The following is a 24,101-nucleotide window of genomic DNA, read 5'->3' as shown; positions in this document are numbered from 1 at the left end:
AGCACTCCAAAGCTGCTCTTGCGAACCCAACTAGATAGAATTAGGGATAATAGGCGTTAGCGCTTATTACCCCTCTAAAATACAAGGATCAAATTCAAAGCTTCACTCCTGCTCACAAATAACAAAGCAGATATTTTTTATACTCGCTGCTAGTTATTAAAAAGTTTTGAAATTATATTTCCTGTTTTATAGGAAATTGTTATCAAATAATTAGCATTAAGCACACCAAATGCTTCTATATGCCCTTACGATTACCCATTAAACAACAAACACCTTATTTGGCATCGTACCAAGTATCACCGTAGTTACTATCTACAATCAGAGGCACGTCCAGTTCAACGGCGGATTCCATCACTTGAGGGACCAATTCTTCCAAGCGGGCGATTTCTTCTTCGGGTGCTTCGAAGATCAGCTCATCGTGGACTTGGATGAGCAGTTTGGCTTGGAGGCCCTCCTCTTCTAAGGCAGTCTCCATCTTCAACATGGCCAGCTTGATAATATCAGCGGCTGTCCCCTGGATAGGCGTATTCATGGCCGTCCGTTCGGCGAAGGACCGCACGTTAAAGTTGCGTGCCCTAATGTCAGGCAGGTAGCGGCGGCGGTGAAAGAGGGTTTCCACATAACCCTTCTCGCGGGCAGATTCCACAATCTCATCCATGTAGACCTTAACCTTGGGGAAGTTATCGAAGTAAGAATCAATAAAGGCCTTGGCTTGGGGCCGGGAAATATTGAGGTTCTTACTGAGTCCATAGTCGGAAATCCCATAGACAATCCCAAAGTTCACTGCCTTGGCGTCCCGACGCTGGTTAGGCGTTACATCTGCCTCGTCAATACCGAGAACGCGGCTAGCCGTGGTTCGGTGGATATCCCGATTCTCCTTGAAGGCCTTCTGCAGGTGCTCGTCTCCTGAAATATGGGCGAGGACCCGGAGTTCAATCTGCGAATAGTCCGATGAAAAGATCTTCCAACCGGGTTCAGATGGCACAAAGGCTTGGCGGATCTTCCGACCGTTCTCTGTCCGAATCGGAATATTTTGCAGGTTAGGGTCTGCCGAAGACAAGCGTCCCGTAGTGGTCAGGGTCTGGATAAAGCGGGTGTGGACTTTGTGGTCCTCCTGGATAAAGTTCTGGATGCCCTCGATATAAGTCGATTGCAACTTAGCCAGCTGGCGGTAGTCCAAGATCAAGTCGACAATCTCTGCCTTGCCCTGTAATTTCTCCAATTCCGATTGGGCCGTCGAATAGTGGCCGGATTTGGTCTTTTTACCAGCTGGCAAGCCCATTTCCTCGAAGAGGACATCGCTCAATTGTTGGGTGGAGTTGATATTAAACTCATGGCCAGCTTCTTGATAGATGGCGGCTTCTAGGTCATCCAGCTGGCCTTCGATGGCTTCATGCATGCTTTCCAGGGTGGACCGCTCAACACGGATCCCCCGAATCTCCATGTTAGCAAGAACGAGGGCCAGGGGCAATTCCATGTCGCGGTAGAGTTCTGTCATCTGGTCCGCTGCCAGGCGTTCTTTGGCTAGGGGCACCATCCGGCAGATCACATCAATCTTCCGAGCCAGGTGGTCGTGCATCTGGCTTTCATCTTCTGGGACGGCCTGCTTTTTGCCCTTGCCGTAGACCATTTCGTCATAGGCCAGGTCATCAATTCCGAATTCACGCGCCGCTTCCGCTAGGTCATTGGAATTATCCTTGGCGTGGACCAAGTAGGAAGCAATCAGGACATCTTCTGACACCCCTTTGAAGTCGATCCCTTCCCGGGCCAACATCACCTTGGTCCGCTTGGCATCGAAGACCTGCTTGGTGCGACTAGCATCTTCTGCCCATTCCCTAAAGGCTGACGAGTCCAGGGCCACTTCCTTGGGCAGGACATAGACCTGGTCGGAATTCCCCAGAGCGAAGGCAATAATCTCCCCTTGGTGGTAGTTCTTGGCAAACATTTCACCATAGAAGGCCATCTCTTCCGCTTGAAAAATCTCAGTCGTCACTTGGTCAGTTTCTATCAAAACTTGGTAAGGAATGTCCCGAGCTTCTGCTTGGACTTGGTCCGAAAGATCGGCGTCTTCCAAGAGGTCGGCCATAAAGCGGTTGAAATTCATTTCTTTGTAAAAGTCAACTAGGGCTTCTTGGTCAAGGTCCCGCTTCTTAATGTCATCGTAGCCAATTTCTAGCGGGGCATCGTCCAGGATCCGGGCAAGCTTTTTGGATAGGAAGGCAGCTTCTTTGTCCTTGATGAGGTTTTCTTTACGCTTTTTGCCGGAAACCTTATCAATATTGTCGTAAACGCCCTCCATAGACCCAAATTCGTGGAGGAGCTTGAGGGCCGTTTTCTCGCCGATACCGGTCACCCCAGGATAATTATCGGAAGAATCGCCCATGAGTCCCTTCATGTCCACAATCTGCTCAGGGGTGATCTGCCAGGCATCTTGGATAGAAGCAGGTGTATAGGCTTCTAGTTGGCTCACCCCGCGCTTGGTAATGTCCACGCGGATATTGTCGCGGGCCAGCTGGGTCAAGTCCCGGTCACCCGAAATAACCACCACATCGAAGGTCTCTGGATCAGCCTGCAAGGCCAGGGTCCCGATAATATCATCAGCTTCATAGTTAGCCAGTTCATAATGGGCCAGGCCGAAAGCATCTAATAAGACGTTAAAGAAAGGCATCTGCTCCCGGAATTCATCCGGTGCACTCTGCCGGCCGCCCTTGTAATCATCATACATCTCCGTCCGGAAGGTGGTCTTCCCCGCATCCCAAGCCACCAAGGCATGAGTCGGTTCTTCCTTATCTAAGACCGTCTTCAGCATGGCATGGAAGGCATAGAGGGCATTGGTATGCAAGCCATTCTTATTGACAAAAGAATCCAAATTTTGAATCGCATAGAAGGCCCGGAAAGCCAAAGAAGAGCCATCAAATAAAAGTAATTTATTTTTTTTAGTCACTGTTTACATCGCCTCCATCGACACGCTTCAATTCACTCGAATCAATAATTTTGGGTTGGTCAGTCAGGGCTTCTTCGGGCGGAAGAACCATCAGCATGGCATCCAGGACCCGGTCCTCCCCGGTGGTTTCATTATTGCCGATGACATGGATGGTCACGTAACCCCGCCATTCCTCGATCCGGATCACTTCAAAATGATAGGTAATGGTCGAATCGTGGCGGATAGCCTTATTAATCGTGAAATTCATCTCTACCAACATGGACCCCGGCCCCGGGAAATGCATAGAAACCGTCCGCGTAATCGCCCCCATCAAGGCAATCGGAGGAATCACCGTCTCCAGATCAACCACCTGGTGGGCCTCCTCCGTCTTCAAATAGCGGGGATTAATATCATTCGTTACCCCCATGTAGAGGAGAATATCCCGCTCCCGAAAACGCTCCGTCATGGTAAACGTATCCCCCACATCAATCGCATGCAGAGGCTTGCCAAAAGACAAACCATCATCATTATTATAAGCCACCATAACACACCCTCACTTCCTAATTATCTCTACTCATTCTATCAAATCCACAAAAGAAACACAAAAAAAGGGAGGGTGAGAGCAAAGGCGTTCAGAAAGGAATGACTGGAGGCGAAAGGGATAAGAGCGGCTCTAGCCGGTCGTTCCCTTTCGCTGAAGTCACTTCCTTTCTGCCTTTGCGAACCCGACTAAGGAGGGTGTGAAAGCTAGCGGGAGAAATAGGCCTCTGGAGCCAAAAGCCAGAGAAGACTGAAAGTCTTCGGCGGCTTTTGGTGAAGAGGAGCCACTTCTGCACGACCGAACCCGACTAGGGAGGGTGAGAGCAAGATTCTTAGATCTGGAGCAAGTTTCAAACGGAGGCTCCGTTAACAAGTAGGATCAAGCCAACTCTCAAATGGAGTCCCCATTAGCAAGTAGGATCAGGTCAACTTTCAAACGAAGGCTCCATTAGCAAGTAGAACCGGGCCAACTTTCAAATGAGGGCTCCGTTAGAAAGTAGAACCGGGCCAACTTTCAAATGGAGTCCCCATTAGCAAGTAGAACCAGGCCAACTTTCAAATGGAAGCTTCAATAAAAAGTAGCCAAACAAAAAACTCCCTAGCTATCCACACGCCTGGATCTCTAGGGAATTTGTTCAATTGCATGCTAATTAGTCATCAGGAAATTGTTTGTAGTGAACCTTGCGATAGTCTTCTTCCGTCATGATATCGCGAACATTGACATTCACTTCCACAACTTCTAAACCCGTTGCTTCATGGATACGTTTGCTGACATTTTCAACAATTTCATCGAAGATCTTAGGAATTTCCTTACCATAAGCCACGACAATATCGAGGTCCACGGCAACTTCCACATTACCAACTTCAGCGTTCACGCCGTCTTGGTAGTGGTCCCCTTCTTCATGTCCCTTGTCTTCTTCTTGATCTTGACCTTCTTGCTTATCCCCTTGGTCGTCATCAGAGAAGCTTTCTTGAGTTTTTTCTTTAACTTGGTCAGCGAAGTTAGCGGCTTGGGACAAGGCCGTATTGAAGGCGTTCCCTTGAGTAGTTAGGACCCCATCGACTTCTAGAACGGCACGGCTCGCAATTGTTTCAATCGCTTGCGCATCAAAATTTAAATCATTTTCTTGCTTGATTTCTTCAGCCATTTTGAATCACTCTTTTCTCTCTTTAATTAACTTGCTAGATTTATGTTTACAATAGCATAAAATCATTGAAATACCAAAGTATAAGCCTTCAAGAAAATCTAGAAAGAGAGCCTTGTCAAAAGTCGCATATCTAAAACATAGCTAAGACTTTTTTCCAGACGATATTGATCCTTTCAAAATTTAACAATCAAATTCAAAAGCGGAAGGCATGCTCATTCGCCCAATTTTAGAAGAAAAGCCCAGGACATCTCGTCGCTGGGCATCACGCTATTCGTAAATCCGGACATCCGCCTTTTCAGCTTCAGGCAGGGCATCACGCAGGGCTTGGATGGTCTGACCCGTACCAGGTAAGACAAAGTCCGCTGCAATCTCTGCCATGGGGAAGAGGACAAAGGCGCGCTCTTGAATGCGAGGATGGGGCAATTCTAAAATTTCATGGTCAATAATTTGGTCTTCATAAGCAAGCAGGTCCACGTCAATAGTTCGTGGCCCGTTCTTAATCGTCCGCACCCGGTTGAGATCATCTTCAATCTGCTGGGCAATCCCTAATAAGGCGAAGGGATCGCAGGTGGTTTCGACTTCGAGAACCATATTCAAGAAGTCTGCTTGGTCGGCATAGCCCTTGGGTACCGTTTCATAGATGTGGGACTTTTGGACAACAGAGGTGGATTCATTCCGGTCCAAAGCCTTAATCGCCCGGTTCAAAAACTCCCGGCGCGGCTCAATGTTAGACCCCAGGGCAATATAGGCATGGTGGGTTTCAACTGGCATATCTGCTCTCCTTCCTAATGACGTTCACGGTAAATCTCAACAGCGACTGAATCGTAGTGGCCCGGAATCGGTGGATCGGGCTTGGTGACCTTGACCTGCAAGGCGTCCACTAAAGCTTGGCTAGCCAGGACCTCATCGGCAATGGCTTGGGCCAGACGTTCAATCAGCTTGAAGGGCTCCCCTTCGACAACACGCTTGACACTGTCATAGACCTCGCCATAGTGGGCACTATCAGTCATTTGGTCCGTCTGACCGGCCCGGCTCAGATCCAAGTAGAGAGCCAGGTCAACGATGAAACGCTGGCCAAGTTTGGTCTCTTCAGGAAAGAGACCGTGGTAGGCATAGAAATTTAAACCATTTAAATAAATGCAATCTTTTTTCACAAGCCCCACTCCTAAGCTCGAATCATCGATAGGACTTCTTTACGCAGTTCAGAGTTTTCCTTAAAGCAACCGAGAGCAGATTTGGTGACGGTAGAAGCCCCTTCTTTGTGGACGCCACGGATGGACATGCACATGTGCTCTGCTTCAAGTACAACGAAGACCCCTTCCACTTCGAGATTATCAGCAATCGTATGCGCCACTTCTGTCGTGATCTGTTCCTGTAATTGGAGACGGAGGCTGATATCCTCTAAGATTCGCGCCAGTTTGCTTAAGCCAACTACCTTGTCTGCTCCGGGTACATAGGCAATATGGCCAACCCCGTAGAAGGGCAAGAGGTGGTGCTCACACATAGAATGGAAGGGAATATCCTTGACTAAGACTAGTTCACTGTCTTCAGCCGTGAATTGCTTTTCCATGTGTTGGGCGGGGGTTCTTTGGTAACCATCCAAGAGTTCAGCATACATCTTAGCCACCCGTTTCGGCGTTTCCTGCAAACCTTCCCGGTCGGGGTCTTCCCCAATCCCGATTAATAAGTCACGAATTGCTTGTTCAATCTTTACTTTATCCATTTAAATATCATTTCCTAACTTCTTATTAATTAGATTTCTCATATAGCCTACATAATAGAAACTCCCAAAAATTACCAAGACGGCGTCCTCATCCAAGAGATCCATTGCTATTGTGAAGGCGTCTTCATAAGAAACAGCTGGGACTATTGTATCATATTGTTCAGGGTATATGGAAACGATTTTATTCCTGAGTTCTTGAGCACTTAAAGCGCGGGGCGTATTGGGACGGACAGTCACAATCTGATCCAGGATCGGAGCAATCTCAGCAACCGCATGGGTCACGTCCTTATCCGCCAGCATGCCCATAATGGCAACGATGCGTTGGTCGGGAAAATAGCGCTCGAGATTGAGCTTAAGCTGGCTGACCCCATCTAAATTATGCGAACCATCGACAACAATGGTGGGCTGGTCGTGCATAATTTCAAAACGGGCTTGCCATTTCACTTGGTCCAGGCCTCGGGCAAGGGCTTGGTCAGAAATGGGATAGCCCTGCTGGCGCAAGCTCTCGACAGCCTCCAGGACCACACTAGCATTCTGCAATTGGTGGGCTTCCAGGAGGTTAAGCTGCCAAGTCTGTCCCTTATAGCTAAAGACTTGCTTACGGGCTTGGTTGCTAGGCAGGTCTTGGATGTCGTCAGGATCAACTTCTAAATACGGCGCACCCATTTCTTTCGCCCTAGCTTGGATAACAGCTTGGGCTTCAGGATCCTGAGGGTAGGAAATCACGGGGCGGCCGGCTTTAATAATGCCTGCTTTTTCACCAGCGATTTCCCCTAAAGTATGACCTAAGATACCGACATGGTCGAAGGCAATCTTCATCAGCAAGGTCAGAAGAGGTGCTTTCACCAGGTTGGTCGCATCCAAGCGGCCCCCCAGCCCTACCTCCAGAACAATCAGATCGCAATCCTGGTCGGCAAAGATTAACCAAGCCATGGCAGTATAGACTTCAAACTCTGTCAGGTGGAGGTCCAAGCGCTCACAGGACCCCTTGATAGCCTGAGCTGCCCGAATAATCGCTTCATCGGAGATAGGCACCCGGTTGACCATGATCCGCTCATTGAAGGACATGATGGAGGGTGAGGTATAAAGCCCCACTTTATAGCCCGCTTCTTCTAGAATTGTTGCTAGCATCATAGCCGCTGATCCCTTGCCATTGGTTCCAGCAATGTGGATAGTGGGCAAGTGATCTTGGGGATTGCCCAAGTCTGCCATTAATTGAGCCATGGTATCCAAGCCGAGAACCATTTTCCCTTCTTCGGCTAGGGGTAAGAGCTCTTCTAATGTTTCATAATCCATAATTTTCTCCTATTGATTGTTTTCTAAATAAGCTTGCCCTTCGTGGACAAAGGCACGGACATCTTGGAGGGCTAGCGCGACGCCTTCCTGCCAGAAATCGATCTGGGCCAGGTCAACGCCTAAGTGTTTAGCCGCCAAATCTTCGACGGTCATCACCGCCGTATCCCGCAAGAGGGCCACATAACGTTCAGTGAAGTGGTCCGGATCTTTCATCAATTCGGCCAAAATCCCCTGGCTAAAGAGATAGCCAAAGCTATAAGGGAAGTTGTAAAAAGGCACATCTGAAATAAAGAAATGCAGCTTGCTGGCCCAGAAATGCGGGTGATAGCTATCCAGTGCGCCCGCAAAGGCTTCGCGCTGAGCCGATACCATGAGCTGGTTCAGACGCTCTTCCCCCACATAGCCGGCCTGGCGTTCACTATAAAAATTCTTCTCAAAGAGATAGCGGGCTCGGATATCCATAAACATAGCTGTCGTGTTCTCCAGTTTGGCGTTGAGCAATTGGAGACGCTGGCCAGGGTCTTTGGCTTCCGCTAATTGGCTGCTCGCAATCAAGTTTTCTGCCAAGGTAGAAGCAGTCTCCGCCACATTCATGGCATAGCCCTGCTGCCAGGTCGATAAGTCCCGCATGACATAGGAATGGAAGGCGTGGCCCAACTCATGGGCTAGGGTACTCACATCTTGGGCAGACCCGGTGAAGGTCATAAAGATCCGCGATTCGCCATTGGCCAGGGGCTCCGTGCAGTAACCGCCTGGACGCTTACCTGGCCGGTCTTCCGCTTCCACCCAGCCTGCCTTGAGGGCTTGGTCCGCAAAGTCCGCCATTTCTTCACTAGTCTTCCGGAAGTGGTCTACAACAAATTGGCAGGCTTCTTCCCAAGTATAGCGCTGAACCTGGCTGTCACTGAGGGTCAAGGGTGCAGCGATGTCTTGCCAATTCAACTTATCCAGTTGCAATAATTTTTGTTTGGTCTTAAGGAATTGCAGGAGGTCCGGACGAGCCGCGTCTACCGCTTCCCACATGGCTCCTAAAGTATGGTAGGTCATCCGGTTCTGGCGCAGAGGCTCCTCGAGAAAGTCGTCCCCGTGGGCCTTCTGCTCAGTCATCCGGTAGCCTGCCAGGTGGTTTAGAATGCGGGCAAAAACCGGCCCCATTTCAGTAAAAGCGGCTTCCCAGGCCTTGAAGAAAGCTGCCCGTTTCTTGGGATCCGGATCATCCAGCATATGGTTCATGGCCTGGCCGACTGAATATGTGGTCTTGCTGCCTTCAGGTTGGATATGAAGGCAGGCGACCAGGCTATCATAGGTCTGGGACCAAGCTTCGATACCATCGCGGTCCAAGGCCAAAAGCAAACGTTCTGTCTTAGGGTCCAAGGCCTGACTAGCTTCCCGGCGGCGCTCTTCTAAATGGAAGCGGTAAGGCGCAAGCACTGGACTCGCCAAGAGGTCTTGCCATTCTTCTTCAGACCAGGCAAGGAGCTTTTGGTCAAAGTTTAAAGCAAGCCCGTCGAAGCTCTCCAGAAGTTGGCCCACCCGGTCGAGGGCTAAGACTGGCACCTCTGCTTGAATATCAGTATCCGCTGCCATTTGGGCAAAGCTATCCAGGGTCACTAGTTCCTCTTCCAGGCCTTCCAAGTCTTGGATGAGTTGGTAGAGGGCTTGGTCCGCTGCTTCGCCTTTCGCTTCAAAAGCTTTCACTTTCTTACTTAAAAGTTCTTTTTCAATTTTGGCAGCTTCAAGGCTTTCCTTAAAAGCTGACCCTTCCACCCCGCCTGGGTAGAGGTCGTCGAGCTGCCAAGTGTTTGGATAAGTCATTGAATCCTCCTTAATTGTTGTGTGAGCTTAAAATAATGGTAGGTGTTTCTTGAAAATTGATTTGATTAGGCTCGCTATTTGCCTGTTGGTCGAAAAAGTATGTTTTCTATTGGCATACAGGGGCATCGCGTCAGATTGATGCTTGCTATCTGCATTCGGACCTTCCGAGTGTAGATTGAACACTTGCTATCTGTACTCGAGCCCTCCGAATGCAAATTGAGCATCCGCTATCTGTACTCGAGCCTTCTGAGTGCAAATTGATTACTTGCTATCTGCATTCAGGGCCTCCGAGTGCAAATTGGACACTTGCTATCTGTATTCGGGCTCTCTGAGTGAAGATTGGCCGCCTGATATTTGCATTCGGGCCCTCCGAATGCAATTAGGTAATGCGTTAGGCAGTTAGAATTATATGCCAACCTTCACATCCTTTTTTAGTCGGGTTCGGTCGCGCAGAAGTGGCTCCTCTTCACAAAGCGCCGCCGAAGACTTTTAGTCTTCTCTGTTGCTTTGCTCCAGAGGTCCACTTCTAACCGCGCTCCCTCTCACCCTTTCTTAGTCGGGTTCGCAAGAGCAGCTTTGGAGTGATTTCACAAGTCAGAAACGAGCGAATATTTTGCTCTTATTCTGACTTGCTCCAATCATCCAAGCCTAACCGCCAGCCCTCACGCCCTTTTTTAGTCGGGTTCAGGTTAGCAGAAATAGCTCCTCTTCACAAAGATCCGCCGAAGACTTTCAGTCTTCTCTGGCTCTTTGCTCCAGAGGTCTATTTCTCCCGCTAACCTTCACACCCTTTTTACAATATTTTTTCGCGGATGAGGCGTTGGCAGATGGGGACTAGGATAAGCATGAAGGCGAGGTTGCCTAGGGCGTGGCCGGTGTCGTAAGGGAGGCCGGCTAGGTAGTAGGTCCAGAAGGGCATGCCTAGGCCGAAGAGGATGAGCATCATGTAGCTGACAATGAGGCCGTAACAGTAGCCTGCGACTAGGGACCAGGCGAGGACGGCTAGGGGGTATTTGAAGAGGCCTAGCTTCATTAAGAGGTAGCTGATCAAGACGACCGCCCCATAGGCTAGGATCTGCCCCAGGGTCCAAGGTCCCATACCGAGGATGAGGTTGCTGAGAAGCATGATGAGGGTGGCGACAATTAAGCCCCCTGACAGGCCAAAGAGTGGCACAGCTAGGATGACCATATCCGTCACAGGTTGGACATTAGGCAGGCCACTGACTAAGACCCGTCCCACCACGGCAACTGCTACCCAGAGGCTCAGATTGGTCAAACGACGGGTTAATGAGAGCTGCTGGAAGTTTGGATAGCGGACCAGGTCCAGGTCTAATTTGGGTATTTTCATTTTTGTTTTTCCTCTTCTACTTTAGAACATATTTTTGATACTTTCAATATTCTTCAATTCGATGCCAATGGTCCCATCCGGATTATTCTTAATTTCCACCACTTCAGGGTCATTGAAGAGCTCAAGAGGAATGGTCAATTCAATGCCGTTGTCGAATTTAAGTTTTTGACGCTGCATTTTGGCCGATAGCATGTCTGGACTGGCAGCTTGTTGGTGAATCATTCCCATTTCTTCAGTTTCCCGCAGATAGGTCTGTTTCTGGCTGACATTGTCGCCGTAGAGCTGGTCAGCCAGTTTGCGGTTATCGAACTCTTGGTCGTCATAAACCGCGTGGTAGAGAATATCTTTAGCCTCTGCCAGAGCTTGGTAGTCTGCTTCATTGTAATGCTTGGCCGTCTTTTCAACGCCTTTTCTTATAATTTTAATGTTTTCATTCATATTGAGATTGGCTTCGATTCCCAAGAAGACTTCGCTCAAATAAGGCATCCGCTCGCCCGTTTCTTCCATCAAATGATTTTTTTCAATCAGGAAGTACTCGCTTGTCGTCGGACAATAGAGAAAGCCCTCATCAATGGCTTGTTTGGCCTTGGGCAGGATGGACCGGTGGACAATTAAATCATTGCGCAGGACCTCCTCATCCGTTGCGACAAAGTGGGTGAAGGATTCATTGTGGTTCAACTTGAACATCCCGACGAAGGGAAAATCATTGAGCACAATCGATACCCATAGTAGGTCTGCCGGTGGGATGTCCGGATTTAGGCGCAGGATCTGGAAGAATTTAGAGGTCATGGGTCGGGTCGTTGCTTGGAAGTCCCTAGCCAGGCTCTGAAGGTTCTCATAGATGGGCGCCGTTTCAGGGATCACACCATTCTTCTGCTTGCCTGTCTGCATGACCTGGTTCACCTTGCAGTCGACATAGTGAATAATAGTCTCATCCCGAAAGTCTAAAGCCGCTTGGGAGAGGATGGGTTCACTGGTGTTGACATCGTAAATATGGAGGATAGCATCCCGAATTTGAATCATGGTCTTCCCTCTTTCTAGATAAATTACACCCCTTCATTTTAACGAATTTACAGCTAAAAAGCGAATCAAATTCGCCAGGCCCGAAACAGGACCCCTAAGCTATTTTATGCTATGATTAAAATAAAATTAAAGGAGGCCAACAATGTCAATCGAAGCAGTTTTAAATTTTTGGTTTGAAGAATTGGGTCCGGAGCAGTGGTTTAATGGTGGTGAAAGCGTAGACCAAGCCATTGCCGACCGCTTTAGCCAGCTCCACCAGGAAGTCAAAGACGGTGAACATGCGGATTGGCGGGAAAGCCTGCGCGGACGCTTGGCAGAAATTATTGTCCTGGACCAATTTTCCAGAAATCTCTATCGGGGGAGTGGCCAAGCTTATGCCCAAGACGATATGGCGCTCGCCCTGGCCCAAGAATGCATCCGGCTGGAAGACCTCTCTTCGCTCAGTCCAGAAGCTCGCAGTTTCATCTACATGCCCTTCATGCACTCCGAATCCCTCGTCATCCACGACCAAGCCATGGAACTCTTCTCCTCAGAAGAAGCCCTAGCCAACAATCTAAAGTATGAAAAAGCCCACTATGAAATCATTGAAAAATACGGCCGCTACCCTTACCGCAATGAGACACTAGGCCGGGAAAACACACCCGAAGAAGAAGAATATTTGAAACATAATAAGGGTTTCTAAAATATCAAGTAAAATAACCCCCTCCATTAGATTTCTATGCTGATGGAGGGGGGCCTATTCTGGGATTTTTGTGGGGCTACTTGCTAATAGAGCCCTCATTTGAAAGTTGCTCAGGCTCTACTTGCTAATGGAGTCCTCGTTTGCAACTTGAACCAAGTCTAAGAACGAAAATAACCTAGTAAGAAGTCAATCATCCTTACTAGGTTATTTATTATTTTATATTTTTAAGCGCCTCTGCTCTCACCCTCTTTAGTCGGGTTCGGTCGCGCAGAAGTGGCTTCTCTTCACAAAATTCCGCCGAAGTCTTTCAGACTTCTTCGATCTTTTGCTCCAGAGATCCACTTCTACCCGCGCTCCCTCTCACCCTTTAGTTTAGGGATTATTTCGTTTTTGAGGTAGTCTTTGAATTCGGGGCCGGTTTGTTTGTGGCGGAGGGCGTATTGGATGCTGGCTTTGACCATGCCTAGGGGTTCGCCGACTTCGTACCATTCACCGGTAAAAACAAGACCATTGACGCCCTGGTCTTGGGCGATTTGGCTGAGGGCATCACTGAGTTCGATTTCGCCTGATAAGGGATTGACTTCTTGGCCTTCTAGGGCGCGGAAGATGCTTTGGTCTAAGACATAGCGGCCACAGATGGCGTACTGGCTGGGGGCTTGGTCCTGAGGTTTTTCGACCACATTACGTGCGGGTAAGATGCCATCTTCAGCTTCTTGGTCAGGGTCTAGGATGCCATAAAGTTGGGTCAATTCTTCGTCAATTTCTTGGACTAAGACAGAACTCTTGCCGGTCTTGTTGTAGGCTGCCATCAAGGCTTGAGAAGCTGGTTCTTCGCTCACCAAAATATTATCGCTCAGCATCAAGAGGAAGGGTTCTTCCCCCACAAAGGATTCAGCTAGGGCAACCGCGTCGCCCAGGCCCTTAGGATAGTGCTGGCGTTTGAATTGGATATTCTCGAGTGTAGAATCTTGGACCATAGCTAGGAGTTCATCCTTGCCCTTGGCTTCCAAATTCTCTTCCAGTTCAATATTGGCATCGAAATGATCTTCCACCGAGCGTTTGTGACGACCGGTAATCACAAGAATTTCTTCAATGCCAGCTGCTAGGGCTTCTTCAACGACAAATTGGACGGCTGGCTTATCCATAACGGGAATAATTTCCTTGGCCATAGACTTAGTTGCGGGGAAAAAACGGGTCCCTAAACCAGCCACTGGAATAACAGCTTTTCTAATCTTTTTCACTTGCTTGGCTCCTTTCAGCACAGTTTACGGCTCAGTCTCTAACGTGATTTCAAGGCTTCAGCGTAAGCTCGACCATACTTAGGTACATCCCCTGCTCCCATGAAGAGGACAACAGCATCGTGGTAGCCCATGAGTGGTCCCATATCGTCTAAATTTAGAATTTGCACAGGCTTGGTCACTTTGGCAGCTAAGTCTTCACTGGAGACTTGGTGGGTATCCTGTTCGCGGGCTGAAGCGAAGATCTCACACAAGAAGACTTCATCAGCTTGGTCGAGGGCTTGAGCGAATTCATCCATCAAGGCCAGGGTCCGGCTATAGGTATGGGGCTGGAAGACGGCAATGATTTGCTTCTCTGGATAGCGCTGCTTGGCGGCGTCTAGCGTAGCTTTAATTTCTGAGGGATGGTGGGCATAGTCGTCCACCAGGGTCATATCAGCCACTTCCGTCACATTGAAGCGTCGTTTTACGCCCGCAAAGCTTGACAGGGCTTCTTGGACCTTATCAGCCGGAAATTCTTCCAAACAGCAGAAACCAATTACAGCCAGGCTATTGAGGATATTGTGCTCCCCGCAGCCCTTGATCCGAAACTGGCCGTAATGCTTACCTAGAACTTCTACATCAAACTGGCAGCCGGTCGTATCGCGGACCACATGATGGGCAACAATATCATAGTCCCCGTCAATGCCGTAGTAGAGCACATGGTCCTTGTCCGCTAGACGTTGGAGGTAAGGGTCATCCCCGTACATGATGGCCTTCTTTTGCACCTGGTTAGCGAACTGGCTATTAGCGTCAAAAACCTGTTCAATATTTTGGTAGTAGTCGGGGTGGTCAAAATCAATATTGGTAAAGATGGCATAGTCGGGTTCATAGGCGAGAAAATGTTCCCGATATTCATCCGCTTCTAGGACAAAGTATTCGGCCTGCTCGTCGCCATAACCTGTGCCGTCCCCAATTAGATAAGAGGTAGGAACATTGAGGGAGAGGACATGGGACATGAGCCCAGTGGTTGAGGTCTTGCCGTGCGAGCCGGTAATGGCCACACTGGTATAATTTTTGATAAAATGTCCTAAGAACTTATGGTAGCGGGTAACTTTTAAGCCGAGCGCTTCAGCCTTCTTCACCTCAGGATGGTCATCGGGGAAGGCATTGCCTAGGATAATTTCCATACCTTCATGAATATTATTCGGGTCGAAATCTAAGATACGAATATCTGCCGCTTCTAAACCTTGTTGGGTAAAGAAATAAGTCTCCACATCTGAGCCTTGTACCTTATAGCCTGCTCCGTGTAAAACGAGTGCCAGGGCACTCATCCCTGAACCCTTGATTCCTGTGAAGTGATAGATCGTTTCTTTATTCATGGTTATGCTTATCTCCTGTTCCTTGGTGTTTCGAATAATAAGGGGTCTGGTCGCTGTCTTCATCGCTCAGGCCAGCAAAGACACTCCCCTTGGCGTAGCGTGGTCGCTCTTGGGCCATAATCGCTTTAAAATCTCGGTTAAGGCCCCCCTGACGTGGCTTGGTCTGGGCCGGCTTATGTTCAGTCGACTTAGCCGGCTGACTAGCTGCCTTACGCGTGGCATTGGCTTTGCTTGGTTGCTGGCTGACCGTGTTTGACCGGGCCTTGGTCCTTTCTTGACGCCGCTTCTTGTCTCGTTCATGGTCCTTTTTTTCCGAGCTCTGGACCGCATGCGACTGGGCCTTCTGCTGGATCGAAGGGACTTCCGAGGGGCGGAAAGGCCGCCGGAATTGATAGTTCTCGTAAGCGCGCAAGTCTCGCCGAATCTTCTCATAGCGGGCTTCTCGGTCCTCATCCCGGTAGAGGGCATAGTCTTGCTGCCCCTCATGTTGGCGATTGGGCCGGCGATGATTCGAAGCTGGCCTTTGTAAATTATTGAGCGGTTGTTGGCGGGCCTGGTCGAAGCGGTGCTGGCGTTTAGCTTCCTGTTGATGGCTTTGAGGGGTCCACCAATTCTCATAATTCTGTGGCTGACGGTCGCGTTTCTGCTCATTGAGGTCAGACCGCCAGTTCATATAATTTGGAAAGTAGGGTTTCTTCACGTCATCGGCTAAGAGCTTGTCGTCCTTCTTTTGGTAGAAGGGCTGAAAATGCTCTTCACGCTCACGCTTCAACCGTTCATCATTCCATTTCAAGGCTCCCCCTCCTTAGCTTCTTAGGTCTCTTCTAATCGGTCGTTAAACTTGATAGGTCAAGTTCTGAAAATGGTGTTCCAATTGGCACATCGTCTTTAATTTCAATAATGCCTTGGAGCTTATGTTCAGGGTCAACGCCCAATTCATAAGCTGAACACAGCATGCCTGAACTCTGCACGCCGCGCAATTCGCTTGGCCAAATCACCAGGCCATCTGGCATCACGGCACCCGGCAAGGCCACAACGACCTTCATGTCTTGGTGGACATTGGCTGCCCCACAGACAATCTGATAAGTTTGGTCTTCGCCAACCTGAGTTTCCGTAATATGGAGATGGTCCGAATCCTCGTGGTCAACGCAGGACTTGACATAGCCCACCACAATCGCTGGGTCATTATTAGTACTGATTGTTTCAAAGCCCTTCTCATAGAGCAATTGATTAAGGGTATCGAGCTGCTCATCGCTCAAGTGAACTTGGCCTGAGCCCTCTAATTTAATATAGTCAGAGATGGAATGGAAGTTATAGCCCATGGTATTATCCGTCTCTTTGTTATAAATCCGTGTAATTCCTGCAATGGTTTCCGTTGCGATTTGGTCTTTTTGTAATTGGCCGCGTGTCACCATCAAGACATCGCCGACGCCCTTCGGATTGTAAAAACAGATCCACATGAATAATTTGCTCCTTTTCTTCATTTACTGGCAGCACTTGCTACCTTGCTTTGGCTTCATCCCTAGATGAAAAAATAGTCTAGTTAATTTCTAAACTAGACAAGCCTTCTCAATATAAAGCATCAGATCATTCCTTTCAAATTATATACTTTTTACCTAAAAAAGGCAACGCCCCTCCATCATAGGCTGGAATTATTCAAGAAATTCGCCAAATTCAGCTTTCCTTGCCTTTCCATCTGTTAGCGTTTTAATTTAAGCTTTTTCTTGCTATAATAGGACTAATAGAAGAGAGGAGTGTTTCTTTTGGTATTTGATTTAAAGGATAATTTAAAAAATAAGGCCTATGCCCTAGCTGGTACCCTATTCGTCTGTGGCGCTGTCATTGGGGCTGTCTCGACTGCCCTCTACATCGATAGCCGGGACAAGAATGAACGGGCCAAAGTAGACGGTCAGAGCGTGATTGAAGAAGTCAAGGCCCTCTTAGCTCAGGATGGCGAGATTGAAGGCTCTTGGATTGAGCTCCAACCCCTGAAGAAAGAGCGCTACGGCCAAGAACAAGTGCTTTACTTCGGTGGCGTCTCCCGCCAAGAAAAAGGCCACTTAGTCCAATACGAATTCATTGCAGACGCCCAAAGCGGTCAAATCATCGACCTCTACCAAGTCTAAAAACAAAAAGAAAAGAGCGTGACAAAAGTCCTTCAGACCTGAATCACTGGAACAAAGCCTGAAGATCGTTACAAACGATCATCAGACTTTGTGAAGTGGATGTCAGGCCTGACTTTTGGAACAGATTTAAAAAAAGTTCTTGGTTTAAAAAGAAGCAGGAATTTTTGTACTAGCCTCTTCCCGCATCAATAAAAAAGTTCGGCAGTTAAAACGCGCCGAACTTTTTTGTGTTTTATTTAACTTTCATGTTGAGGGTAGTAGGCCTCCAAACGGTAAATGGGCTGGCCCTTAGCCGCAAACTTCTCTTCATACTCCGTCATGATATTGCCCTCAAAATCACTGGCATGGAGATCTAACCAAACTTGGCGGAAGGCCATGCCATATTGGGACATACTGGCCAGGGAATATTCAAAAAGTCCCTGGTTATCGGTCTTAAAGTGGATCTCCCCTTCTGGCTTGAGAACTTCCTGGTATTGAGCTAAGAAATTAGGACTGGTCAACCGGCGCTTGGTGTGGCGGCGCTTAGGCCATGGATCCGAGAAATTCAAATAGATGCGGTCTAAGCTGTGGGCTTCAAAAAAGTTTGAAATCTCACGGCCATCTGACCGGATAAAGCGCAAGTTAGGCAAGTCTTGGTCTTCATCCAAGACCTTCTGCAGGGCCATGACAAGGACGTCCGAGTACATCTCAATCCCTACATAGTTAATCTCTGGATGGGCCTTGGCCATACCAATCAGGAATTGGCCCTTGCCCGTCCCCACTTCCACATGGAGGGGCTGGGCCTGGTCAAAGACCTGGTCCCACTTGCCCTGAGCCTGGTCCGGTTCTGGAATCACAATATTAGGGTAATCTTTAATCATATCGATTGCCCAAGGTTTATGTCTTACACGCATCATGCGCCTCCTTATTTCGCTTTCAATCCTTAGTCTACTTTCAAAATCTATCCAAGCAGGTCCAAAAGACTAGTCTTATAGCAAAAATAAAAGCGGGCCAAGCACTCTAAAAGAACCTGCCTGCTTCTATTAATTCCCTACTTTTAGTGTTGGTGACTAGTTATTAATTAAGGGATATTTTCTTTATCAGCTAATTTTGAGCAGCAGTGGAACTTTGAATTTGATCGTTAGCCGTGACAAAAGCAAGCGATGTGAATTAGGGATAGTTGGCTTAAGCCTTACTAGCCCTTTGAAGCTCGCTAGGTGAGAGACCTTGGCTCGAACCGGTGCCATGGCTCTTTAACGATCAAATTCAAAAGCGGAACGAATGCTCTCGCCCATTTGATTTTGGCAAAGAATCCTTCTATTCTGTCTAAAGTTAATACTGGTCTTGGAAATACCGGTTATCGTAAATATGTCTCAGTTTCAAAATCGCTTCATTGACATCCACTTGCTGATCCTTGCGGTAGCTTTCCTTAATTAAGAGTAACAGATTAATTAAGGCAAACCACTCGATCCGCAGATAAGAACTTTCATCCACCTGGAGGCCATAGCGCTCCCACCAGCTCTCCCAGTCTTCACTCGGGATATATTGGACAAGAACCTGGGTCAAGTCCGAGATGGGATCCGCAATCCGAACCGATTCCCAGTCGACTAGGTAGAGGCGGTTCTGTTCAGACAGTAAAAAATTCTTACGGTTGAGGTCGCCGTGGCAAACCGTCTTAAGGGATTGCTTAATGAAGGGAGCCGTCTCTTCTAAATAAGCCAAGACCTCATTCAAGAGGCTATGGGAAGCCAAGTGGTCGTGGAGCTGGTCTTCATAGTCAGCGATAAAGTCACTGCATGCCCATTCCTGACCTCCAATCTTCACTAGCATCTTATAGAGATGGTCCGAATGTTGGTAGCGGTGGATGAGCTTGATAACCTGGCTTTGGTGCATCTCTTGTTCCGTCAGGGTGTGGCCGCGCAGCCATTCTTGGGCCGAGAAGGTATCTCCCGTACTGGTCCGTTTTGACCAGATCAAGCGCGGCGTAATTCCCTCCATGGAGAGAGCAGCAAGGAAAGGAGAAGAATTGCGTTTGAGGAAGACACGCTCCTGCTTATGGGTGCCCATGAAGGCCTGGCCCGTATCCCCGCCAATCGGATGCAAGGTCCACTCCTTATCAAACTGATATTCCAATGCTGTCCCCTCCCTTTTCTTTAAGATGATTTTCCTTTTCCAAACGGTGCAAAAGAAAAACTAAAGCATTCATTATTGTAGTCATTATTTTCCATATAGTCAATCATTTCGTTGGATCTTTTGGCTCTTTCTGCCGCGCCGACGTCCTGTCTTTTTCTTTTGGAGCCTAGCTGGTAAGTAGAAACGGATAAAAAGAAATTCTAAAAGGAGACCAGCTACTAGGTAGAAAGCAGCCAGAAGCCCAAAAGCTGCTAAGAAGAGAGCCAGATTCAAAGCGATCACTTGGAAAGTGTAAACTTGCCAGAGTAAGCTTTGGAAGACCTGGTGACCCGCTTCTTCTGCTTCTGGGTAAATCTTCAACATGGTCTGCCCCTGCTTGAGGCTAGCCAGGGGTAAGAGTTGGAAGTGACTAGCATAATTTAAGAGGAGGAAGACGAGGAGGCTTAAAGGATGTTTGGGCAGGGTGAAGGCCAGTAAGAGGCTCAGGAGGGTCAAGCGCCGCCAGATAGGAAAGAGGTCCGTCGACCGCCAAAAACTGCGGCTATAGAGATAAGCATGGGCAGAAGGCGCCTTGGCCAAGGACAGGTTCAAGCCGTCGAGATAGGCCCGGCGCTTGGTCTGCTTCTTGCCTGCTTTTAAATCGACGAATAAAGACAGGAAGGCAGTCATGGCTTGCTTGCTCTGTCCTTCGCTCACGAGGAGATTCTGCCAATCCCAGCGGTCGCCCCAAGTCAAATGGCCGCCTTGCCAAAGACAGAAAAGAGTCGCCAAGCCCAAGGCCCAAACTGGATGGAAGGTAAAGGCCAAGAGATAGGTCAGGAGGGGGAATACCAAGCCTAGCCCATTTGCTTGCTTGCCTTGGTCCTGGAAGCCACGGATTGCCCTCATCAGACTTGCCGCCTTCAAAAGCACAAAGCTTGCACCGAGAGCTAAGACTTCCCAGCCTGTCCACTGCTGGCCCCATTTAAGATAAGGCCAAGCGACCAGGCAGAGCAGGGGAGCCAGTAAAGCTTGTTTAAGAAGCGATGACTTGAAGGCTTCTTTAAAATAAGACCGCCATTCTGTTTCTAGGGGGAGGAGGAATTGGATATCCGCCTCCTTCAGATAGGTCCTTACGCCCCCTGCCCAAGTCAGCAGGGTAAAGGCTAGGACCAGGATGCCATCTGCGACCAGGTCCCTGCCTTGGAGTTGGTGGACCCAGGTCGAATAATTGAGTGAAAGCGCCCCCACAAGAAACATCAGGGCAATAACAAAGTGGTCATTAAAGATATAGCGACTGTAGTGGAGAAAATCTTGAAGGGCTTTTTCTTGACGTTTTTTGAAGAGTTCTTTCAAATTTAACCCTCCCTTGCCAGTTGGATATAAAGCTCTTCCAGGCTAGCTTCATCTTGGCCAAAGACCTGGCGGATATCTTCCAAGCTCCCCTGGGCGCGCAAATAGCCCTCGTGGAGAAAGAGGAAGCGGTCGCAATACGTCTCCGCATTAGCGAGAACGTGGGTCGACATCAAGACCATGGCCCCCGCTGCCCGCTTGGCCTCCAGGATTTGGATAAAGTCATGGGTTGCTAAGGGATCCAAGCCCAGGAAGGGTTCATCAATAATATAGAGGTCAGCTTCAACCATCATGGCGCAGACAATCATCAGCTTCTGCCGCATTCCCTTAGAGAAGTGTTTGGGCATCCAATCAAGCTTCTCATCCAAGCGGAAGGTCTTCAACATGGGCATGGCTCGGTCTAGAATTTCCCCCTTGTCGATCTGGTAGGCGAGACCAATCATATTCAGGTGTTCACGCAGGGTCAGCTCATCATAAATCATCGGCATCTCCGGAATATAGGTAAAAGCCTGGCGGTAGGCCTGGTTATCTTCATCCAGGGTCTGGCCATTGAGGCGGATCTCCCCGGTCTGGGCTTTGAGTAGGCCGATAATATGCTTAATCAAGGTGGACTTGCCTGCTCCATTCAAGCCAATCAGTCCGATAATTTCCCCCGCTTGGATATCAAAACTTATGTCATGGATGACGGGCCGGTTGAGATAACCGCCTGTCAGCTTCTTGACGCTGAGACTCATTCTTGTCTTCCTCTCCTCTTTTTTCAATTTAAGTCTAGTTTATCAAAGTTTGCTAGCGAATTTAACTTTAAAGTTTAAAGTTTTAGCTAAGACAGGGACCTTGATAGTCCGCGCTTCAATTGTCCCCTTCCCTAGATTATGCTAAAATGAGCCTAGTATAAGAATTATCAATTGAAAGTGGTGGATCAAATGACTGATTGTATCTTTTGTAAGTTAGCCAATGGGGAAATCCCGACCAATATCGTCTATGAAGATGAAGTTGTGACTGCCTTCTTGGACACCAGCCAAGTAACGGAAGGTCATACCCTCATTGTGCCTAAGAAGCACCTTAAGGATATCTATGACTATGACATCAAGGATTCTGGCGCTATCTTCCGTCGTATTCCGATTGTTGTCCAAGCCCTTCAAGCTGCCTTGCCGGATATGCAGGGAGTTAATATCCTCAATAATAATGGAGAAGTCGCTTACCAAAGTGTCTTCCACTCCCATATCCATCTGATCCCTCGCTATAGCCGCGATGGCGATGATTTCAAAGTTGTCATGCCGGATAATGGCGACCAATATACGGACGAAGACCTCGCTAAACTCGCCCAACGTATCCACGAAAAGGTTGAGGTGTAGGATGGCCATGAGTTTTTTTAAAGGTTTATTGACCGGTGCTGTTTTGGGCGGTGTCACAGCCCTGCTCAAAAACCCTAATACTGGTGAAGAAAACCGACGCAAGTTACGCGCCTACAGCCAAGATATTACCGCAGCTTCCCGGAAACTGGAAGGCAGTCTAGCCGAAACCCAGATTGCCCTATCAGACCTAGCCAACCAAGGTTTGTCGACGGCTAAAGTCGCTCGTGATGACCTCAGTGAAGCCATTCGTGACTTCCAGACCTCTACCCTTCCCCATCGCAATGCCATCCAGGAGAAACTTGCCAAGATCAATGCGGACCTTGAACAGACCCAAATGAGCCTAGAAGACCTAGAAGAAAGACTCCAAGCTGATAAAGAGTAAATTTCTTTAAAGGATCCTAGAATACTGCTCAGCATGAGTCGACTTATGTTATATTTAAGCTACAAAAAAAAGAATTTTGATCAAGGAGTCATCGCATGAATTGGAATAAAAAATTAAGCTTAGGCGCCCTTACCTGCGCCGCAGTCCTCAGCCTCGCCGCTTGCTCCAGCCAGAATGAAGCAGGCCAGAATGTGATTGCCAAAGGTGAAGGCATCGAGGTAACGGAAGATGAATTAGTTAAAGAACTTAAGGCTTCAGCCGGCAATGCCGCTGTCCAACAATTGGTTTTCGGCGAAATCTTTGAAAATGAACTAGGCAAGGACCGGGTTAAAGAAATCGAAGATGAAGTGGACGCCGATACGGTCAAACTCGTGGCCCAGTATGGCGACGAGGACAAGTTCAAAGAAGTCGTTGCCGCTAATGGCTATAGCAGTGTGGATGAATACAAGAAAGCCCTCCGCTACTTCAAGCTATTAACAGAAACCATTTCTAAGAATATCAATGTTTCTGACGACGAAGTGAAGAAAGCCTATGAAAACTACGAAGCTCCTCGTAAGGTCTCCCACATCCTGGTCAAGGACGAAGACAAGGCTAAAGACCTGATTAAACAAATTAATGAGGGCGGCGACTTCGCCAAATTAGCAGAAGAGAATTCTGAAGACAAGGGCTCAGCCAAAGAAGGTGGTAGCCTGGGAGAAGTCACTAAGGGTATGATGGTTAAGGAATTCGAAGAGCCTGCTTTCAAGCTCAAAGCCGGTGAAATGACTCAAGAACCTGTCAAAAGTCAATACGGCTGGCACATTATCAAGGTAGACGAGGTTGGCAACAAGGGATCTTTCGACGAAGAGAAGGAGAAACTTGAAAAACAACTCCGTAAAGAAAAGATGGATGACCCTAAACAAGTCCAACAAGTGCTCAAAGACGTCTTAGACAAATACCAAGTTAAAATTACTGACAAGGACTTCAAGAATGCGCTAGACACCTTCCAAACTTCCAATGACCAAGAAGCCGCTAAAAAACAGGCTGAAGCTGAAGAAGCTAGCGAAGAAAGCAAGTAGTTCTCTATACAAAAAATATAATCTATTTAAAAGCCAGGAAAACAAGCTCATCGGGCTAGTTTTCCTGGCTTTTTTGTTTGGAATGATGACCTTGCACTTTCTAATGAGAGGGTCTCAGCGCATAATGCCTTGGCAAGTCGCTAACAGCGCCAGTATTAGCGACTAGGGTATTGGCAACTTGCTAATGATGGTCCTGTTTGCGACTAGAACATCAGCAACTTGCAAATGATGGATCCGTTTGCGAGTTGACCAGTGTCAACTTTTGAATGATGGCCCCGTTTGCAACTAGGACAAGGGCAACTTGCTAATGGCAGCTCCGTTCGCGAGTAGAAGATCAGGAAGTCTCAAACGATCCCTCTATTCACAACTTGCTCATTTAAATTACCCTTTTTTTAAGAATGAAAACAATCTAGCCCGGCTGAACTGCGCCGAGCTAGATTGTTCGTCAATTGTTTATGTATTCTGAGCTCTTGCTCTCACCCTTCCTAGTCGGGTTCGGTCGCGCAGAAGTGGCTCCTCTTCACAAAGCGCCGCCGAAGACTTTTAGTCTTCTCTGTTGCTTTGCTCCAGAGGTCCACTCCTACACGCGCTCCCTCACACCCTGTCTAGTCGGGTTCGATCTGGCAGCTTTCCTGTCAC

23 protein-coding genes are annotated in these 24,101 nt (G+C 48.3%); 5 read left to right on the top strand and 18 right to left on the bottom strand.

Features of this window, described 5'->3' with window-relative positions:
• Positions 1-274 precede the first annotated feature (274 nt).
• The 10 genes from polA to HMPREF3090_RS03960 all read right to left on the bottom strand — a co-directional run bounded on the left by polA (position 275) and on the right by HMPREF3090_RS03960 (position 11,816).
• The gene (gene polA, locus HMPREF3090_RS04005) at positions 275-2,944 is read right to left on the bottom strand and encodes a DNA polymerase I (protein ID WP_070485976.1); all 2,670 of its coding nucleotides are present in this window, start codon (positions 2,942-2,944) and stop codon (positions 275-277) included.
• On the bottom strand, positions 2,937-3,464 hold the full coding sequence (locus tag HMPREF3090_RS04000) for a hotdog family protein (protein ID WP_230080868.1): 528 nt from the start codon (positions 3,462-3,464) through the stop codon (positions 2,937-2,939). Before HMPREF3090_RS04000 ends, polA begins: the two co-directional genes overlap by 8 nt.
• Before the next feature lie 649 nt (positions 3,465-4,113).
• Positions 4,114-4,611, bottom strand: a complete 498-nt coding sequence (locus HMPREF3090_RS03995) for an Asp23/Gls24 family envelope stress response protein (protein ID WP_067975274.1) — start codon at positions 4,609-4,611, stop codon at positions 4,114-4,116.
• A gap of 267 nt (positions 4,612-4,878) precedes the next feature.
• Positions 4,879-5,382 carry a 2-amino-4-hydroxy-6-hydroxymethyldihydropteridine diphosphokinase gene (gene folK / locus HMPREF3090_RS03990; RefSeq protein WP_067975271.1) on the bottom strand — a complete coding sequence of 168 codons (504 nt, stop codon included), beginning with the start codon at positions 5,380-5,382 and terminating at the stop codon, positions 4,879-4,881.
• A gap of 14 nt (positions 5,383-5,396) precedes the next feature.
• On the bottom strand, positions 5,397-5,765 hold the full coding sequence (folB, locus tag HMPREF3090_RS03985) for a dihydroneopterin aldolase (RefSeq protein WP_067975268.1): 369 nt from the start codon (positions 5,763-5,765) through the stop codon (positions 5,397-5,399).
• Positions 5,766-5,776: 11 nt separating this feature from the next.
• Positions 5,777-6,334 carry a GTP cyclohydrolase I FolE gene (gene folE, locus HMPREF3090_RS03980; protein WP_067975265.1) on the bottom strand — a complete coding sequence of 186 codons (558 nt, stop codon included), beginning with the start codon at positions 6,332-6,334 and terminating at the stop codon, positions 5,777-5,779.
• A complete protein-coding gene (locus tag HMPREF3090_RS03975) occupies positions 6,335-7,630 on the bottom strand; it encodes a bifunctional folylpolyglutamate synthase/dihydrofolate synthase (protein ID WP_067975262.1) in 1,296 nt (431 codons plus the stop codon).
• Positions 7,631-7,639: 9 nt separating this feature from the next.
• Positions 7,640-9,445: a M3 family oligoendopeptidase gene (locus HMPREF3090_RS03970; RefSeq protein WP_070485974.1), complete on the bottom strand. Its 1,806-nt coding sequence runs from the start codon at positions 9,443-9,445 to the stop codon at positions 7,640-7,642.
• Between the two features lie 793 nt (positions 9,446-10,238).
• Positions 10,239-10,793 carry an ECF transporter S component gene (locus HMPREF3090_RS03965; protein WP_067975257.1) on the bottom strand — a complete coding sequence of 185 codons (555 nt, stop codon included), beginning with the start codon at positions 10,791-10,793 and terminating at the stop codon, positions 10,239-10,241.
• Between the two features lie 21 nt (positions 10,794-10,814).
• Entirely contained in the window at positions 10,815-11,816 is a 1,002-nt protein-coding gene (locus HMPREF3090_RS03960; protein WP_067975254.1) for a nucleoid-associated protein, read from the bottom strand.
• A gap of 142 nt (positions 11,817-11,958) precedes the next feature.
• Here HMPREF3090_RS03960 and HMPREF3090_RS03955 point away from each other — a divergent pair, with 142 nt between their 5' ends.
• Positions 11,959-12,498, top strand: a complete 540-nt coding sequence (locus HMPREF3090_RS03955; RefSeq protein ID WP_067975251.1) for a DUF924 family protein — start codon at positions 11,959-11,961, stop codon at positions 12,496-12,498.
• 344 nt (positions 12,499-12,842) lie between these two features.
• Here HMPREF3090_RS03955 and HMPREF3090_RS03950 read toward each other — a convergent pair whose 3' ends face one another.
• Genes HMPREF3090_RS03950 through ytpR form a run of 4 tightly spaced genes read right to left on the bottom strand, consistent with a single transcriptional unit; the run spans position 12,843 to position 16,557 of the window.
• Entirely contained in the window at positions 12,843-13,739 is an 897-nt protein-coding gene (locus HMPREF3090_RS03950) for a UTP--glucose-1-phosphate uridylyltransferase (RefSeq protein ID WP_070485972.1), read from the bottom strand.
• A gap of 38 nt (positions 13,740-13,777) precedes the next feature.
• Complete coding sequence (gene murC / locus HMPREF3090_RS03945) at positions 13,778-15,097, bottom strand: UDP-N-acetylmuramate--L-alanine ligase (protein WP_067975245.1); 1,320 nt, start codon at positions 15,095-15,097, stop codon at positions 13,778-13,780.
• Complete coding sequence (locus HMPREF3090_RS03940) at positions 15,090-15,890, bottom strand: hypothetical protein (protein WP_067975242.1); 801 nt, start codon at positions 15,888-15,890, stop codon at positions 15,090-15,092. The genes murC and HMPREF3090_RS03940 overlap by 8 nt, the downstream gene beginning before the upstream one ends.
• Positions 15,891-15,921: 31 nt before the next feature.
• The gene (ytpR, locus tag HMPREF3090_RS03935; RefSeq protein ID WP_067975239.1) at positions 15,922-16,557 is read right to left on the bottom strand and encodes a YtpR family tRNA-binding protein; all 636 of its coding nucleotides are present in this window, start codon (positions 16,555-16,557) and stop codon (positions 15,922-15,924) included.
• 303 nt (positions 16,558-16,860) lie between these two features.
• On the opposite strand from ytpR, the gene HMPREF3090_RS03930 reads away from it, so the two are divergent.
• Positions 16,861-17,223, top strand: coding sequence for a hypothetical protein (locus HMPREF3090_RS03930; protein WP_067975236.1), 363 nt, complete (start codon positions 16,861-16,863; stop codon positions 17,221-17,223).
• 236 nt (positions 17,224-17,459) lie between these two features.
• On the opposite strand, the gene trmB is transcribed toward HMPREF3090_RS03930, so the two are convergent.
• The 4 genes from trmB to HMPREF3090_RS03910 form a co-directional block, all read right to left on the bottom strand.
• A complete protein-coding gene (gene trmB, locus HMPREF3090_RS03925) occupies positions 17,460-18,116 on the bottom strand; it encodes a tRNA (guanosine(46)-N7)-methyltransferase TrmB (RefSeq protein ID WP_067975233.1) in 657 nt (218 codons plus the stop codon).
• 418 nt (positions 18,117-18,534) lie between these two features.
• Positions 18,535-19,335 (bottom strand): phosphotransferase family protein, encoded by an 801-nt coding sequence (locus HMPREF3090_RS03920; RefSeq protein ID WP_070485970.1) that lies wholly within the window; start codon positions 19,333-19,335, stop codon positions 18,535-18,537.
• A gap of 99 nt (positions 19,336-19,434) precedes the next feature.
• A complete protein-coding gene (locus HMPREF3090_RS03915) occupies positions 19,435-20,670 on the bottom strand; it encodes an ABC transporter permease (RefSeq protein WP_070485968.1) in 1,236 nt (411 codons plus the stop codon).
• 2 nt (positions 20,671-20,672) lie between these two features.
• Positions 20,673-21,401 (bottom strand): ABC transporter ATP-binding protein, encoded by a 729-nt coding sequence (locus HMPREF3090_RS03910; protein ID WP_067975216.1) that lies wholly within the window; start codon positions 21,399-21,401, stop codon positions 20,673-20,675.
• A 189-nt stretch (positions 21,402-21,590) separates the two neighbouring features.
• Between HMPREF3090_RS03910 and HMPREF3090_RS03905 the strand changes: the two genes are divergently transcribed.
• The 3 genes from HMPREF3090_RS03905 to HMPREF3090_RS03895 all read left to right on the top strand — a co-directional run bounded on the left by HMPREF3090_RS03905 (position 21,591) and on the right by HMPREF3090_RS03895 (position 23,462).
• Positions 21,591-22,022 (top strand): HIT family protein, encoded by a 432-nt coding sequence (locus tag HMPREF3090_RS03905; RefSeq protein ID WP_067975213.1) that lies wholly within the window; start codon positions 21,591-21,593, stop codon positions 22,020-22,022.
• Between the two features lie 7 nt (positions 22,023-22,029).
• A complete protein-coding gene (locus HMPREF3090_RS03900) occupies positions 22,030-22,404 on the top strand; it encodes a YtxH domain-containing protein (protein ID WP_067976598.1) in 375 nt (124 codons plus the stop codon).
• A gap of 95 nt (positions 22,405-22,499) precedes the next feature.
• The gene (locus HMPREF3090_RS03895; RefSeq protein WP_067975210.1) at positions 22,500-23,462 is read left to right on the top strand and encodes a peptidylprolyl isomerase; all 963 of its coding nucleotides are present in this window, start codon (positions 22,500-22,502) and stop codon (positions 23,460-23,462) included.
• Positions 23,463-24,101: the final 639 nt, after the last annotated feature.

Source organism: Aerococcus sp. HMSC23C02, assembly GCF_001806805.1.
Lineage (GTDB): Bacteria > Bacillota > Bacilli > Lactobacillales > Aerococcaceae > Aerococcus > Aerococcus sanguinicola.
This window is presented reverse-complemented; position numbering and strand designations above follow the sequence as displayed.

Coding starts and splice junctions, on each gene's coding strand:
- HMPREF3090_RS03910 (WP_067975216.1), bottom strand. CDS start 21,401: ATGAGTCTCAGCGTCAAGAAGCTGACAGGCGGTTATCTCAACCGGCCC.
- HMPREF3090_RS03960 (WP_067975254.1), bottom strand. CDS start 11,816: ATGATTCAAATTCGGGATGCTATCCTCCATATTTACGATGTCAACACC.
- HMPREF3090_RS03905 (WP_067975213.1), top strand. CDS start 21,591: ATGACTGATTGTATCTTTTGTAAGTTAGCCAATGGGGAAATCCCGACC.
- trmB (WP_067975233.1), bottom strand. CDS start 18,116: ATGCGTGTAAGACATAAACCTTGGGCAATCGATATGATTAAAGATTAC.
- HMPREF3090_RS03895 (WP_067975210.1), top strand. CDS start 22,500: ATGAATTGGAATAAAAAATTAAGCTTAGGCGCCCTTACCTGCGCCGCA.
- HMPREF3090_RS03970 (WP_070485974.1), bottom strand. CDS start 9,445: ATGACTTATCCAAACACTTGGCAGCTCGACGACCTCTACCCAGGCGGG.
- HMPREF3090_RS03965 (WP_067975257.1), bottom strand. CDS start 10,793: ATGAAAATACCCAAATTAGACCTGGACCTGGTCCGCTATCCAAACTTC.
- folE (WP_067975265.1), bottom strand. CDS start 6,334: ATGGATAAAGTAAAGATTGAACAAGCAATTCGTGACTTATTAATCGGG.
- ytpR (WP_067975239.1), bottom strand. CDS start 16,557: ATGTGGATCTGTTTTTACAATCCGAAGGGCGTCGGCGATGTCTTGATG.
- folK (WP_067975271.1), bottom strand. CDS start 5,382: ATGCCAGTTGAAACCCACCATGCCTATATTGCCCTGGGGTCTAACATT.
- HMPREF3090_RS03995 (WP_067975274.1), bottom strand. CDS start 4,611: ATGGCTGAAGAAATCAAGCAAGAAAATGATTTAAATTTTGATGCGCAA.
- HMPREF3090_RS03975 (WP_067975262.1), bottom strand. CDS start 7,630: ATGGATTATGAAACATTAGAAGAGCTCTTACCCCTAGCCGAAGAAGGG.
- HMPREF3090_RS03955 (WP_067975251.1), top strand. CDS start 11,959: ATGTCAATCGAAGCAGTTTTAAATTTTTGGTTTGAAGAATTGGGTCCG.
- murC (WP_067975245.1), bottom strand. CDS start 15,097: ATGAATAAAGAAACGATCTATCACTTCACAGGAATCAAGGGTTCAGGG.
- HMPREF3090_RS03900 (WP_067976598.1), top strand. CDS start 22,030: ATGAGTTTTTTTAAAGGTTTATTGACCGGTGCTGTTTTGGGCGGTGTC.